At 55.8% G+C, this 13,955-nt stretch carries 12 protein-coding genes; 11 read left to right on the forward strand and 1 reads right to left on the reverse strand.

All coding sequences use genetic code 11. The features are described from left to right. Window positions 1-15 precede the first annotated feature (15 nt). The 11 genes from GG681_RS13475 (at window position 16) to GG681_RS13525 (ending at window position 10,780) form a co-directional block, all read left to right on the forward strand. The gene (locus GG681_RS13475; protein WP_153548551.1) at window positions 16-255 is read left to right on the forward strand and encodes a hypothetical protein; all 240 of its coding nucleotides are present in this window, start codon (window positions 16-18) and stop codon (window positions 253-255) included. A gap of 280 nt (window positions 256-535) precedes the next feature. Then, window positions 536-1,513: a biotin synthase BioB gene (gene bioB, locus GG681_RS13480; RefSeq protein WP_153548552.1), complete on the forward strand. Its 978-nt coding sequence runs from the start codon at window positions 536-538 to the stop codon at window positions 1,511-1,513. Next, window positions 1,513-2,652 carry an 8-amino-7-oxononanoate synthase gene (locus tag GG681_RS13485; RefSeq protein WP_153548553.1) on the forward strand — a complete coding sequence of 380 codons (1,140 nt, stop codon included), beginning with the start codon at window positions 1,513-1,515 and terminating at the stop codon, window positions 2,650-2,652. Before bioB ends, GG681_RS13485 begins: the two co-directional genes overlap by 1 nt. Then, window positions 2,649-3,293, forward strand: coding sequence for a dethiobiotin synthase (gene bioD / locus GG681_RS13490; RefSeq protein ID WP_153548554.1), 645 nt, complete (start codon window positions 2,649-2,651; stop codon window positions 3,291-3,293). Before GG681_RS13485 ends, bioD begins: the two co-directional genes overlap by 4 nt. Then, a complete protein-coding gene (bioA, locus tag GG681_RS13495; RefSeq protein ID WP_153548658.1) occupies window positions 3,290-4,573 on the forward strand; it encodes an adenosylmethionine--8-amino-7-oxononanoate transaminase in 1,284 nt (427 codons plus the stop codon). Before bioD ends, bioA begins: the two co-directional genes overlap by 4 nt. Before the next feature lie 3 nt (window positions 4,574-4,576). Beyond that, on the forward strand, window positions 4,577-5,194 hold the full coding sequence (locus tag GG681_RS13500) for a pimeloyl-ACP methyl esterase BioG family protein (protein ID WP_153548555.1): 618 nt from the start codon (window positions 4,577-4,579) through the stop codon (window positions 5,192-5,194). After that, window positions 5,191-5,979 carry a methyltransferase gene (locus GG681_RS13505; RefSeq protein WP_153548556.1) on the forward strand — a complete coding sequence of 263 codons (789 nt, stop codon included), beginning with the start codon at window positions 5,191-5,193 and terminating at the stop codon, window positions 5,977-5,979. Before GG681_RS13500 ends, GG681_RS13505 begins: the two co-directional genes overlap by 4 nt. Window positions 5,980-6,131: 152 nt before the next feature. Continuing rightward, complete coding sequence (locus GG681_RS13510; RefSeq protein WP_153548557.1) at window positions 6,132-7,088, forward strand: ABC transporter substrate-binding protein; 957 nt, start codon at window positions 6,132-6,134, stop codon at window positions 7,086-7,088. An 11-nt stretch (window positions 7,089-7,099) separates the two neighbouring features. Next, window positions 7,100-8,146, forward strand: coding sequence for a quaternary amine ABC transporter ATP-binding protein (locus GG681_RS13515; RefSeq protein WP_328593387.1), 1,047 nt, complete (start codon window positions 7,100-7,102; stop codon window positions 8,144-8,146). Continuing rightward, window positions 8,143-10,176, forward strand: coding sequence for an ABC transporter permease (locus GG681_RS13520; protein ID WP_153548558.1), 2,034 nt, complete (start codon window positions 8,143-8,145; stop codon window positions 10,174-10,176). Before GG681_RS13515 ends, GG681_RS13520 begins: the two co-directional genes overlap by 4 nt. A 94-nt stretch (window positions 10,177-10,270) precedes the next feature. Beyond that, window positions 10,271-10,780, forward strand: coding sequence for a DUF2478 domain-containing protein (locus GG681_RS13525; protein ID WP_153548559.1), 510 nt, complete (start codon window positions 10,271-10,273; stop codon window positions 10,778-10,780). 95 nt (window positions 10,781-10,875) lie between these two features. On the opposite strand, the gene GG681_RS13530 is transcribed toward GG681_RS13525, so the two are convergent. Then, window positions 10,876-13,665 carry a bifunctional aconitate hydratase 2/2-methylisocitrate dehydratase gene (locus tag GG681_RS13530; RefSeq protein WP_153548560.1) on the reverse strand — a complete coding sequence of 930 codons (2,790 nt, stop codon included), beginning with the start codon at window positions 13,663-13,665 and terminating at the stop codon, window positions 10,876-10,878. Window positions 13,666-13,955: the final 290 nt, after the last annotated feature.

The raw sequence follows: 13,955 nt of genomic DNA on the forward strand, positions 1-13,955 counted from the left end.
TGCAAACCGCCGAAGTTGAGTTTTGAAGGTCGTAATGGGCGCGCCAAAGCTGCCGTGCTGCGTAAGGATGCATGGGGAAATGAGGCGTTTGTTTTGCAGGTCGAAATATCAAAAATGGCACATTTTCAATGCATTACGCCCGTTGTGTTTTTTTGGGTTGATCTTGGCCTTTGGTGGGGTTGTTCAAGTTTTCCCAGTTTCGACCTGCGCCATGTCGCTGATGATTCGATCCTGATTTTGACGTTGGTGCTTTAATCAAAAGATGGGTTGTGCTGCAGAGCTGTAGTTTTGGTTTGCTCAGCCCGGCACTTCGGGCGTTTTGGATAGTGTCTTAGCTGGAGGCGATTGCTCGCGCTAATTCCTTGTAACTTAAGTAAATTGCAGAGTGCAGCGCTGAGGGTTGCGCCGGGTTTTGCCAGCTTGGTCTGGTGAATTTGTCAGACTGGGGTTGATCTGATATTTTTTATCTATAAAAAATCGGAAAAAGATCAGGCTCTTTATTTATTATAGATAAAACCAAACGCAGGAGAGAACGATGCTGGATACAGCGCCCATCCGGACCGATTGGACCCGTGAAGAAGCAGAGGCAATCTATAACCAGCCCTTCATGGACCTGTTGTTTGAAGCCCATTCGGTTCACCGCAGCCATTACGATCCCAATCAGGTGCAAATGTCGAAGCTGTTGTCGATCAAAACCGGCGGCTGTGCAGAGGATTGCGCCTATTGCTCTCAGTCTGCGCGCAACGGTGCAACGCTATCAGCGGCAAAATTGATCGAAGTGGAAAAGGTGCTTTCAGAAGCGCGGCGGGCCAAAGAGGCTGGCGCAACCCGCTATTGCATGGGGGCGGCCTGGCGGTCTCCGAAGGACCGCGATATGCCTGCACTCGAAGCGATGATCCATGGGGTCAAAGAGCTTGGCATGGAAACCTGCATGACCCTTGGCATGCTTGATGACAATCAGGTGTTTCGACTGCGTGATGCAGGGCTCGATTACTACAACCACAATATCGACACGTCTGAACGCTACTATAAGGAAATCATCACCACGCGCACATTTGCCGACCGTATTGAGACGCTGAATCGGGTGCGCGAGTCGGGAATGAAAGTCTGTGCTGGTGGTATTGTTGGCATGGGTGAGCAGCAGTTGGACCGGATCGACATGCTGCTGGCGCTGGCCACATTGGAAGAGCACCCGGATTCGGTGCCGGTGAACATGCTCATTCCGATTGAAAACACCCCGCTGGCCAATGTGGACAAACTCGACCCGATTGAATTTGTGCGCACCATCGCGTTGGCGCGGATCCTGATGCCGAAATCCCATGTGCGCCTGTCGGCAGGCCGCACCGAGATGAGCGATGAGTTGCAGGCTATGTGTTTCTTTGCCGGGGCAAATTCCATCTTTGTTGGGGATACGCTGCTGACAGCTGATAATCCGGAAGAAGACAAGGACATGGGTCTGTTTGGCCGTCTTGGTATCACCGCGATGGAAGCAGGTTGTGACGGCAGCCATTGATGAGTGATCCGTTTGCACGCCACGCCGCGACCCTGGAGCGTTTGCGGGAGCGTGATCGCTACCGCCAATTGATGCCGTGCGCAGGTCACGATTTTGCGTCCAATGATTATTTGGGCCTGGCTCAAAGTGAAGCCTTGCGCGCCGCTGCGCAAGATGCGCTGGCGCGTGGCGTGCCTGTGGGGGCGGGGGGATCAAGGCTGTTGCGGGGAAATGCTGCCGAGCATGAACGTCTAGAACAGGAGGCGGCTACGTTTTTTGGCTGTGAAGCTGCGCTGTTTATGGGGGGCGGCTTTAACGCCAATCTGGCGATCTTTTCGAGCCTGCCCCAACAGGGGGACCTGGTGCTCTATGATGCGCTGATCCATGCAAGCACCCATGATGGAATGCGGTTGGGGCGGGCAGAGACGCGGTCGTTTCCTCACAACGATGTTGGAGCTGCGGCCGAGATCATCACAGAGTGGCGGAGCAAAGGTGACGCAGGCCGGGTTTGGATTGCCGTCGAAGGTGTATATTCCATGGATGGTGATCTTGCGCCGATAGAGGATCTCTTTGCGTTGGCGCAGTCTCAGGATGCTGTGCTTGTGGTGGATGAGGCGCATGCAACCGGCGTGATGGGGATGGCTGGGCGCGGCGTCGCGGCTGAGATTGCCCATCATTGCAATGTTGTGTCGTTGCATACCTGCGGCAAGGCATTGGGTGCGTCTGGTGCATTGATCTGCGGCGCGCGGGTGTTGATTGACACTCTGATCAATAAAGCGCGGGCTTTCATTTATGCCACTGCGCCCTCGCCGTTGAACGCAGCGCTGGTGCGGGCGGCTTTGCAAGAGCTGCAACACAATGAAACACTCCTGCGTCGTGCGCGCGATACCGTGCACCATGCGCATCGGGAGGCCGCGCGGCTTTGCGGGCTCAAAGGGTTTCAGAGCCAGATCTTACCGGTGATCCTAGGGGCGGATCGCATGGCAATGAAACTGGCCACAAACCTGCAGGAACGTGGATACGACATCCGCGCAATTCGTCCCCCAACGGTGCCGCGAGGAACCGCCCGCCTGCGTCTTTCGATCACGCTCAACACCAGGCCGGATGTGATCACCGCCATGTTTGAAGACCTCGCCCAACTGCGCCAGGAGAATTCATGAATACGCTTGTTGTTACCGGTACAGATACAGGGATTGGTAAAACGGTTGTTTCTGCCGGTCTGACTGCGGCACTTGGTGCGACCTACTGGAAGCCAGTGCAGGCTGGTCTGGACGACGAAACCGACAGTGCTTTTGTCGCGCGCCTCTCTGGCCAGCTGGTGTTGCCCGAAGCCTATCGGCTCAAACTGCCTGCGTCACCGCATATTTCAGCCGCGGCGGACGGGATTGAGATCGATTCCGCACGACTTTTTCTGCCAAAGACACAAACCCCTTTGATTGTCGAAGGGGCCGGGGGTGTTTTGGTCCCGCTCAATCGTCAGATGCTTTATCTTGATATGTTTGCGCGCTGGCAAGCGCCGGTGGTGCTATGCGCGCGAACGGCTTTGGGAACCATCAATCACAGTCTGTTGTCACTGCGCGCCTTGCGTGGGGCAGGAGTCGTGGTTGCTGGGGTGATCTTTGTCGGGGATGCGGAGCCCGAGGTTGAAGACACTATATGTAGCTTTGGTGCCGCGACGCATCTGGGCCGTTTGCGGATCTTGCCTGACCTAACCGCCGCTGCATTGCGTGATGCTGTAGCTGACAATTTGGAGCTTGATGTGATCCGCCAGGCTATGGGGGCATCAACGTGCGAGAGCTGACAACACTTGAATTTGACCAGCAGCATCTGTGGCATCCTTATACCAATGTCACCAAACCCGGCCCCACCTTTGTGGTGAAAGAGGCGGAAGGTGTTTACCTGACCCTTGATGATGGTACGCGGGTGATTGATGCGATGTCATCGTGGTGGTGCATGATGCACGGGCACCGGCACCCCCAAATTACCCAGGCGATGCATGATCAGATTGATCGTATGCCGCATGTGATGTTTGGCGGCCTGACCCATGATCCAGCGGTGGATCTGGGGCGTAAACTGCTTGAAATCACACCCAAGGCGCTCAGCCGGGTTTTTTACTGCGACAGCGGCTCTGTTGCGGTGGAAGTGGCGATGAAAATGGCAGTGCAATATCAGCATGCGCTTGGCCATTCGGGACGCAGTGAATTTGCCACCATCCGCTCTGGCTATCATGGCGACACGTGGAAAGCGATGAGCGTGTGCGACCCGGACACCGGCATGCACCACCTGTTTCAAGGCGCGCTCAGCGTGCAGCATTTTGTCGACCGCCCACCCATCACGATAGATCAACCCTGGAGCGAGGATGCTGCGCTGAATGGGTTGGCAGAGCTGCAGCAGGTGCTAGAGGCCGGGCACAACAAGATCGCCGCCTTGATCCTTGAGCCCGTGGTGCAGGGCACGGGGGGGATGTATTTTTATCATCCTGATTACCTGAACGCAGCGCGGCGTATATGTGATGAGCTGGGCATATTGCTGATCTTTGATGAGATCGCCACCGGATTTGGCCGCACGGGCGCGATGTTTGCCACTGACCTTTGCACGGTTGAGCCCGACATCATATGCTTGGGCAAGGGTCTTACCGGTGGGCATATTTCTTTTGCCTGCACCATGACCAATGATCGCGTGGCCGAAGGTATTGGCGGTGGCAAACCCGGCATCTTCATGCACGGTCCAACCTATATGGCCAACCCGCTGGCCTGCGCTACAGCAAAAGCTGCCTTGGATGTGCTGACCGGGCAGGATTGGCAGGCCTGTGTAAAAGGGCTCGAACGGCAGATGCGCGTTGAGCTGGCCTCGGCGCGAGATCTTGAAAACGTGGCGGATGTGCGTGTTCTCGGCGGGATTGGAGTGATCGAGATGAAGCATCAGGTCAGCGCAGATGCCGCCCATGCGCGGGCCAAAGATATGGGGGTATTTCTGCGTCCCTTTGGCAAAAACATTTATACGATGCCACCGTTTGTGACCTCACCCGATGAGTTGAGCCAGATCACCGCGGGCATGCTGCGTCTGGCGCGGGAACTTTAGACGATGCGCATGCGTTGGCTGCATCAGGCTGGGTTCGATCGCGCTGTTGTGGTTTTTGGCGGCTGGGCCGTGGGTTCCGCGCCGTTTGAAACCTTTCCGCGTGATCGGGATGTGTTGTTTGTGGACGACTACAGGGATCTTGATTGCGAGCTGCCTGAGTTTTCGCAGTATGATTCCGTGGATCTTGTGACGTGGTCGTTTGGGGTTGCCGCCTATGGCCATTGGCAACAGGGGCGGAATGATCCGTTTTCGCGCAAAGCCGCCCTATGTGGAAGTCTTACGCCAGTGGACCGCAAGTTGGGCATTCCGCCACGTGCCTATAAACGCACCGTTGATGGGCTTAATCAGGCGGGGGTTCAGCCCTTTCTTGAGCGGGTGTTTGAAGGGGCGCAGCCTAAAACCGCAATGGATCTGAGCGCGCTGCATCAAGAGCTGATTGCGGTTGAATGCAGAGGCGCGGCACCTGAGTTGGGATTTGATCGCATCTGGTTGGCTGAGCGGGATCAGATCTTTCCTATTGCCAATCTGTTGCGCGCTTGGGCCGGGCAGGAGCCCAGAATCATCGAAACACCCCATGCGCCGTTTGACGCATTCGCCAGCTGGGAGGATTTCTGGCGATGAAAGATCATTCCCGGCAACATGACATCCACGCTCGCCTGCGCAGCAGCTTTGGTCGGGGGTTGGCGACCTATCACCACGCTGCAACAGTACAGCAGCAGATCACCAGAGATCTGGTATTGGATCTGTTAAACGCGGGTGCGCCAAACCATTTTGATCGCGCGTTTGAATTTGGCTGCGGCACCGGACATCTGAGCGATGCCGTGCTCGCGAAGTTTCAGATCGGCAGCTATTTTGCAAATGATCTGGTGCCAGACTGTCGCGCGCAGATCCTGCCTAAAATTGCTCCGCTGTGTCATTATGCTGAGTTTCGCGACGGTGCAATTGAACAGCTATCCGTGCCTGAGGGGCTGGATCTGGTTCTCTCTTCTTCCACTTTGCAGTGGGTGGAAGAGGTGCCTGCAGTTCTGGCGCGATTATCCCGCGCGCTGCGCCCCGGAGGCTGGCTGGCACTCTCAACCTTCGGTCAGTGCCAGTTTCATCAATTGGTCGCACTGGGATCTGATGCCGCCGCACCGGCCTATATGAACGCCGATGAACTTGCAGCGTGTATGCCTGCTGATTTTGAGATTATCGCGCTTAAACAAGACCCTATCGTTTTGCAGTTTTCAACGGCTTTGCAGCTTTTGCGGCATCTGCGTGATACTGGCGTAAATGCAAGGTCCGGCCAAATTTGGAGTCCTGCGCGACTACATCTGTTTGAGCGTGAATATCGTGCGCGATTTGAGCGAAATGGCCAGCTGCCGCTGACCTATGACACGGTAAGGTTGATCGCACGCAAAAGATAGGTCGTGAATTTCTCTTTTGGGATGCTTTTAGGGTCGCTTTCGGGTTGTGAATTGTCGTATTTTTTTGACGTACATATAGAGCAAAACGCGATAGCCCATTTTTATGGTGTGCTTGCGCGTTGGCATACTGTCAAAAATTAGGGAGTTTCACCATGACACGTTACAGTTTCGCAGCGACCCTCGCGGTTCTATCCTTGGCCGGAGGAGCCTCGGCGGCGGACCTTGGTGCGGTGGATCAACCAATCAAACTGGCGGTGAATGAATGGACCGGCCAGCATGTCACCACCCATATTGCAGGCGAAATGCTGAAGGCTGCGGGCTATGAGGTAGAGTATGTTGCTGCAGGTATGATGAACCAGTTCCAGGCAATCGCGGATGGCGATATCCACGCGACATTGGAGATCTGGTCGTCGAACGTGTCTGATGAATACGCGGTAAAAGTCGACGAGGGCACCGTTGTCGAGCTGGGCAATCTGGAACTCGCGGCGCGTGAAGGCATTGCGTACCCAGCCCATGTTGCTGAAATCTGCCCCGGCCTGCCTGCATGGGAAGCTTTGAAAGCCTGTGCACCACAGTTTGCGACCGCTGAAACCCTGCCTGCGGGTCGTCTGGTGGATTACCCTGCGGATTGGGGGACGCCCGGCGCAGATCGCATGACCGGTCTGGAGCTGCCGTTTAAAGCGGTGCCTGCGGGTTCAGAAGCTGCGCTGATTGTTGAACTCAAAGCTGCAACCGAACGCAAAAGCCCGCTGCTTATCACGTTCTGGCAGCCCCATTGGGCGATGTCTGCATATGATGTTCAGTTTGTCGACCTCCCCGCCGGTGAAGACGCCTGTTTCACCGATCCGTCCTGGGGCCCTAACCCAAATGCGGTAAACGACTGTGACTTTTCACCTTCGCGCATTTTCAAGGCGGGGTGGTCTGGGCTGCAGGACAACTGGCCCGCAGCCTATGAAATCCTGTCCAACTACACGCTCGCAGTGGAAGATCAGCAGCCGATGATGGGGGCCATCGACGTGGATGGCGGCAAAGTCGAAGAAGTGGTTGCCACATGGATGAGCGAAAACGAAGGTAAATGGCGCCCGGTTGTTGATGCGGCGCTAAACTGAGGCCCGTCTGAGTGACCGGTAGAACAAAAAATGCAATCACCTGCCGCAACTTGTGGCAGGTGTTTGGGGCCGATGCCGATCAGGCGCTGAAACAAGCGCTGTCGCAGAAGGGTACCTCAGACGGTGCTGCGCAGGCGTTGGTAGATCAGGGATTGGTGCCTGCGGTGCAGGATGTCAATTTTGAGGTCCGCGAGGGAGAGCTCTTTGTCATTATGGGGCTTTCTGGATCGGGTAAATCGACACTTGTGCGCTGTATTTCACGGCTTTTGGATGCCACGCACGGTCAGATCCTGATCGATGGTGAGGATATCGTTGCCGCCAATGCGAAACGGCTGATTGAATTGCGGCGTGAAAAGCTGGGCATGGTGTTTCAGCATTTTGGCCTGTTTCCGCATATGAATGTGCTGGACAATGTGGCTTATCCGCTGCGAGTGCAGGGCGTGCGGCGCACAGCGCGTGAGGAAAAGGCGCGCGATGTCATTGATCTGGTTGGGTTGAACGGGCGGGAAGATCGCTTCCCGCGTGAGCTGTCAGGTGGGCAGCGTCAACGTGTGGGTATTGCGCGTTCCCTCGTGGCAGATTGTTCCGTCTGGTTTCTGGATGAGCCGTTTTCGGCACTGGATCCTTTGATCCGCCGTCAATTGCAGGATGAGTTTTTGCAAATTCAGGCAAAGCTCAAAACCACCATTGTGTTTATCACCCATGACATCAACGAGGCGCTGAAACTTGCCGACCGGATCGCCATTATGCGCGACGGTAAGATTGTTCAGATCGGGACACCTGCTGATATTGTGCTCAATCCGGTTGATGACTACGTGCGAGAGTTCTCCAAAGAGGTTGCCAAAGGACGTCACGCCAAGGTTGGATCGGTTATGGCTGCACCAAGTGTATACGGAGCGGATGATCCGGGTTTGCGCGCGGATATGACGCTGGATGCGGCTTTGGCGCGCTGTATGGATCTGTATGAATCCGTGCCGGTTCGCGACGACAATGGCAAAGTCATTGGTGTTGTGAACCCTGCAGATCTCGCGGCGGCTCTGCAGGTTGATCGTTCATGAATTTACAGCTGACAACAGGTATCAAAGCGGCGCTGCTGGTCGTTTTGACAGGGGCAATATGTCTATTGCTTGAACCGTCTGCGCCGTGGCTGACCAGCTATCCGAAAGCCTGGCAATTGCCGCTGAGTGATTGGGTTGGCACCGGGGCAGGGGCGTTTTTAGCACTGATCAAACCCGTTGCACGTATGTTTGCGGATTTGATGTCTTATCCGATGGAGTGGGTGAAGGCGGCGTTGTCACTCACGCCTTGGCCATTTGTTTTTGGCTGCGTCCTGGCGCTTGGCTGGCGCACGGGGGGCTGGAAAATGCTCGCTCTGGCGGGGGGCGGATTGGGGTTTGTGTTGGCCTCTGGCTACTGGCAGGAGGGGATGAATACGCTCGCTCTGGTTGCGGTTTCCGTACCGCTTGCGTTGGTCATCGGGGCTGCGGTTGGCATATTGGCCAATGAGATCCCACGCCTGCGCGCCGCTGTTGAGGCTACGCTTGATGTTATGCAGACCGTGCCCACATTTGCCTATCTGACGCCGTTGTTGGTGCTGTTTGGCTTCGGCCCGGTTGTGGGTCTTGTGGCCTCAGCGATTTATGCAGCCCCGCCTATGGCGCGCAACGTGTTGCTTGGGCTGCAGCGGGTGCCAGCTGAGGTCAAAGAGGCCGCGGTGATGTCAGGCGCAACCCGGCGTCAGCAGCTGTTTCAGGTGGAGCTGCCCGCCGCCGCGAGCCAGATCATGGTTGGCGTGAACCAATGTCTGATGGCCGCGCTTTCCATGGTGATTATCGCGGCAGTGATTGGTGGTTTTAACGATATCGGCTGGGAAGTTTTGCTGACCATGCGCAAAGGCTGGTTTGGGCAAAGCCTGATGGCGGGCATGGTGATTGTTGTTTTTGCCATCCTGATTGACCGGATGAGCGCAACATGGGCGCAAGAACGAGCGCCGCGATTTAATGCACGCTTTTCTTGGATCCTTTTGGTCATTGGAGCAGTGCTTGCAGTTGCTGTGCCGTTCAAGCAAGCACCAGATGCAGCCCTACTTGCGCCGATTGCGGATGGTTTGGACGCGGGGCTTACCAGTTTCACCACCACCTACGCTGACGCTTTGCTGTCGTTTAAAAACAACGCGCTCTATTTTGTGTTGCTGCCAGTACGGATTGGTTTTGATCAGGCCGTGTTGCCGTTCACCTGGGGGTTTTCTTGGACACCCGGCATGAGCCTGTGGCTGTTTGCAGCGGCTGGGATTGTAGCCGTCTCGCTGGTGACGGTTGGTCGCCGGATGGCGGCACTGATGCTGCTGATTGCCGCTGGCGTTCTAGAGACGGGTGTTTCGCAATTGCCTTGGCCCTTTTTGATCGCTGCTGCGGCTGCGCTTGCATGGTGCGCAAAAGGTCCACGTCTCGCGATTTTGGTTGCGGTACTCTTGGCCTCGCTTCTGCTTGCGGGGCTTTGGGAGCGCGCGCTGCTGTCGCTCTATTTGTCGGGCGTGTCTGTGCTGGCCTGTGTCTTGTTTGGCGGGCTTACCGGGCTTTGCTGTGCTGTATGGCCACCTCTTTGGCGCGCGGTGCAGCCGGTCTGCGACATGCTGCAGACAATCCCGCTGTTTGTCTTTCTCATTCCAATCCTCATGGTGTTTCAGATCGGTGAGTTTTCGGCCTTTCTGGCGATCATTGCTTATGCGGTGGTGCCGATGATCCGATACACCCGGCAAGGGCTGGTTGAGACACCTGCAGAAATGATTGAGGCAGCAACTGCTTCTGGTGCAACACGTTGGCAGATGCTCTGGCATGTGCGCGCGCCCTACGCGGCGCCCTCTATCCTGTTGGGGCTCAATCAGACCATTCTTTATGCCTTTGCCATGTTGGTGATTGCTGCGCTTATTGGCACCACGGGTTTGGGGCAGTCTATCTATCTTGCACTTAATCAGGCTGATGTCGGGTTGGGATTGTCAGCGGGGGCGGCTATGGCCATCCTTGCATTTGTTGCGGATCGTATCGTGCAGGGTTTTGCGGCTGAACGCCGCCGTGCGTTGGGGCTATGAGCGCGCTGTGCCGCGCCCTCTGGCACCTCAGCAGATCAGTTGATAGCCTGCAGCTAGCAACCCAGACACGATATCGAAGAGACAAGGACACAATATGCACCTCGCCTACATCAAAAACCCGGAACGTGGTGCGACCGACCGCACGTTGACTGCGCTGGCCGCACGCCTGCAGGAAATGGGCATTATCACCGCTGGTATTGTGCAGATCAATGTTGAGATCTGCGACAGTGAACTGTGTGATATGGATGTACGGGTGCTGCCCGGTGGCGAAACCATTCGCATTTCGCAATCGCTTGGTCCGAACTCCACCGGTTGTCGGCTAAACCCAGAGGCGCTGGAAAAGGCGGTGGGACTGGTGCTGGATTCAATGCAACAAGAACCCAAGCCGCAGGTGCTGCTGGTCAATAAATTCGGCAAGCACGAGGCTGACGGCCGCGGCATGCGGGTGGTGATTGCAGAGGCGCTTGAACAGGGCTTGCCTGTGGTTCTGGGGGTGAACGGCGCCAACGTAGACGCATTTCAGGCGTTCACCGGCGGTCTGGGTGAGGCGGCATCCTGTGATGTCGAAGAGCTCGCGAGCTGGGTCAAATCCCACCTCGAATAACCCCCATCCAGCGCGTTAGAGTAACGCTTTCCTAAACATAAGAAGGGCGCAGGTGATGCACACCTGCGCCCTTCTTTAATACGTGTCGCTGAAGCTTAGAAGTGAACCGATTTGCTGCCTGCTGGTACTTCTACCGGCGGGGCAAATTTGGTCAGGTCGATGCCTTCTACTGCAGCTTTATATTCCTCGACGGTCGGGGTGCGACCAAGGATTGCTGACAGCACAACAACCGGGGTTGAGGCAAGCAGGGATTCACCTTTCTTTTCAGGAAGGTCACCCACAACACGGCCCTGGAACAGACGGGTTGAGGTTGCCAGAACGGTGTCACCTTTTGCCGCTTTTTCCTGGTTACCCATGCAGAGGTTACAGCCCGGACGCTCGAGGTAGAGAATGTTCTCATACTCGGTACGTGCTTTTTGCTTTGGCATGAAGTCATCGAATTCGAAGCCAGAGTAACGCTGCAGGATCTCCCAATCGCCTTCCTCTTTCATCTCATCGATGATGTTGTAGGTCGGCGCTGCAACCACCAGCGGGGCCTTGAACTCAACCTTGCCAGAGACTTTTTCGAGGTTCTTCAGCATCTGTGCGACGATTTTAATGTCGCCTTTGTGCACCATGCAGGAACCGACAAAGCCCAGATCCACCTTCTTTTCCGCCTTGTAGTAGGAAATCGGGCGAATGGTGTCATGGGTGTAGCGCTTGGAGACATCTGCGTTGTTCACGTCAGGGTCAGCGATCATCGGCTCATTGATCTGCTCAAGATCTACCACAACTTCGGCGAAATACTTGGCGTTGTCGTCGGGCTTCAGAGCCGTGGTCTTGCCAGATTTGATGTCGGCAATGCGCGCATCGGCTTTGGCGATCAGACCCTGCAGCGTCTTGGTCCGGTTCTCCATGCCTTTGTCGATCATGATCTGGATACGGCCTTTGGCGAGTTCCAGCGATTCAATCAGCGTGTCATCGTTGGAAATACAGATGGAGGCTTTTGCCTTCATCTCAGCGGTCCAGTCAGTGAAGGTAAAGGCTTGGTCTGCCAGCAGCGTGCCGATGTGCACCTCAATGATGCGGCCCTGGAACACGTTGTCGCCGTGCTGTTCCAGCATCTGCGCCTGGGTGGCATGCACTACATCGCGGAAATCCATGTGATCCGCCATCTGACCTTTGAAGGTCACCTTTACCGATTCTGGAACCGGCATCGATGCTTCACCGGTCGCCAGTGCCAGGGCTACGGTGCCAGAGTCCGCACCAAAGGCGACACCTTTGGACATACGGGTGTGGCTGTCGCCGCCGATGATGACGTCCCAGTCATCCACGGTGATGTCGTTCAGAACCTTGTGGATCACATCGGTCATCGCGTGATATTCGCCCTTGGGGTCACGCGCGGTGATCAGGCCGAAATCATTCATGAACTTCATCAGCTTTGGAATGTTGGCTTGTGCCTTCAGATCCCAAACCGAGGCCGTGTGACAGCCCGACTGATAGCCCACGTCAACCGACGGGGAGATCACGGTGGCAGCCATGGCTTCCAGTTCCTGCGCGGTCATCGGGCCGGTGGTGTCTTGGGAGCCAACCACGTTTACTTTGACACGTACGTCTGAGCCTGCGTGCAGCGTTGCGCCGGGAGTGGTGCCCAGAGCGTTGCGGTTGAAGATCTTTTCAACGGCGGTCAGACCTTGGCCTTCGACCGAGACCTCTTTTGACGGCGCATAGGCGGATTTCAATTCCTGACCCAGAGCGGCGGCGGCAAATGTCTGCAGCTTCTTGCCGAAGACCACGGCGTAAGAGCCGCCCGCTTTCATGAATTCAACCTTCTGCGGGGTAAATGCAGCAGAAATGTCTTTTACAACATTGCCAGCTTCATCATGCAGCGTTTTGGTTTTGCTGTTGATGGTCAGCACGGTGCCGGTGGCAACGGAATAGGTCTCTTCCAGAATTGCTTCGCCATCTGCGTCTTCAACAACATTGCCATCCGCATCAAGCTTTTTGACCCAGTTGCCAAGGTCGATGCCGATGCCGCCGGTCACGCCAACTGTGGTCAGGAAGATCGGCGAAATGCCGTTGGTGCCTGCCACGACGGGGGCGATGTTGATGAACGGCACATAAGGCGACGCCTTCTTACCAGTCCAAAGCGCCACGTTGTTCACGCCAGACATCCGCGAAGAACCTACACCCATGGTGCCTTTTTCCGCGATCAGCATAACGCGCGCATCGGGGTGCTGCTTTTGCAGCTCCTGAATGGCAACCTGATCTTCTGGGGAGCACATGCATTTGCCGTGCAATTCACGGTCAGCGCGTGAGTGCGCTTCTGCACCGGGCGACAGCAGGTCAGTCGAAATATCACCGATGCCGGCGATATAGGTGACAACCTTGATCTCTTCTTCCACTTCAGGAAGCTTTGTGAAGAACTCTGCCTTCGCGTAGCTTTCCAGCAGGTCTTTGGCGACCGCATTGCCAGCCTTGTAGGCCGCGTCCAGGCGATCGGTGTCTGCTTCGTACAAGAAAACCTGGGTTTTCAGTACTTCTGCGGCATCTGCAGCAATCGTTGCATCATCACCCAGCGCCAGATCCAGCAGAACGCGTACGGATGGGCCACCCTTCATGTGCGACAGCAGCTCAAACGCGAATGTCGGTGTGATTTCGGCCACATCGCTCTGGCCAAGAATGATTTCCTTAAGGAACTGGGCCTTCACGCCTGCTGCGCTCGTGGTGCCGGGCAGGGTGTTGTAGATGAAGAAGTTGAGCGAGTCGGCACGGTGCTCATTTTCCACATCTTTGATTTGGGAGATCAGTTCACCAACAAGCGCACCATCGTCGATGGGCTTGGGGTGGAGACCCTGGCTTTTCCGATTTTCTATTTCAGTCAAATAGTCAGTGTACAAGCTCATGATGTTCTCGACGCTTTTGTGTTCGATTACGCTTGTACGCCGGGTCGCAGATTCGGGTCTGGCGAAGCCGGTACAAGCTTGCTGTATGCAATAGTATGCCAAGCGAGTTTGGCTTTCAAGGCGTTTCCAGGCAAATGATGCAAGGATCATCAGTTTCTGGTCAGCTCCGCCAAGCTGGCGCAGGCGGACTGTTAGTGTATTTATGACTGTTTTGTCCATCTTTGCGATGGAACTGTGGCAATTCGCCCGGCTCTACCGGCGGCCCGATCCACCAATATTCGTGGTCAGGC

This window comes from Tritonibacter aquimaris, from assembly GCF_009617595.1.
GTDB lineage: Bacteria > Pseudomonadota > Alphaproteobacteria > Rhodobacterales > Rhodobacteraceae > Epibacterium > Epibacterium aquimaris.

Bases quoted from the DNA above. Each gene is read 5' to 3' on its own strand.
- bioB (WP_153548552.1), top strand. From the start codon at position 536: ATGCTGGATACAGCGCCCATCCGGACCGATTGGACCCGTGAAGAAGCA.
- GG681_RS13485 (WP_153548553.1), top strand. From the start codon at position 1,513: ATGAGTGATCCGTTTGCACGCCACGCCGCGACCCTGGAGCGTTTGCGG.
- bioD (WP_153548554.1), top strand. From the start codon at position 2,649: ATGAATACGCTTGTTGTTACCGGTACAGATACAGGGATTGGTAAAACG.
- GG681_RS13500 (WP_153548555.1), top strand. From the start codon at position 4,577: ATGCGCATGCGTTGGCTGCATCAGGCTGGGTTCGATCGCGCTGTTGTG.
- GG681_RS13505 (WP_153548556.1), top strand. From the start codon at position 5,191: ATGAAAGATCATTCCCGGCAACATGACATCCACGCTCGCCTGCGCAGC.
- GG681_RS13510 (WP_153548557.1), top strand. From the start codon at position 6,132: ATGACACGTTACAGTTTCGCAGCGACCCTCGCGGTTCTATCCTTGGCC.
- GG681_RS13520 (WP_153548558.1), top strand. From the start codon at position 8,143: ATGAATTTACAGCTGACAACAGGTATCAAAGCGGCGCTGCTGGTCGTT.
- GG681_RS13525 (WP_153548559.1), top strand. From the start codon at position 10,271: ATGCACCTCGCCTACATCAAAAACCCGGAACGTGGTGCGACCGACCGC.
- GG681_RS13530 (WP_153548560.1), bottom strand. From the start codon at position 13,665: ATGAGCTTGTACACTGACTATTTGACTGAAATAGAAAATCGGAAAAGC.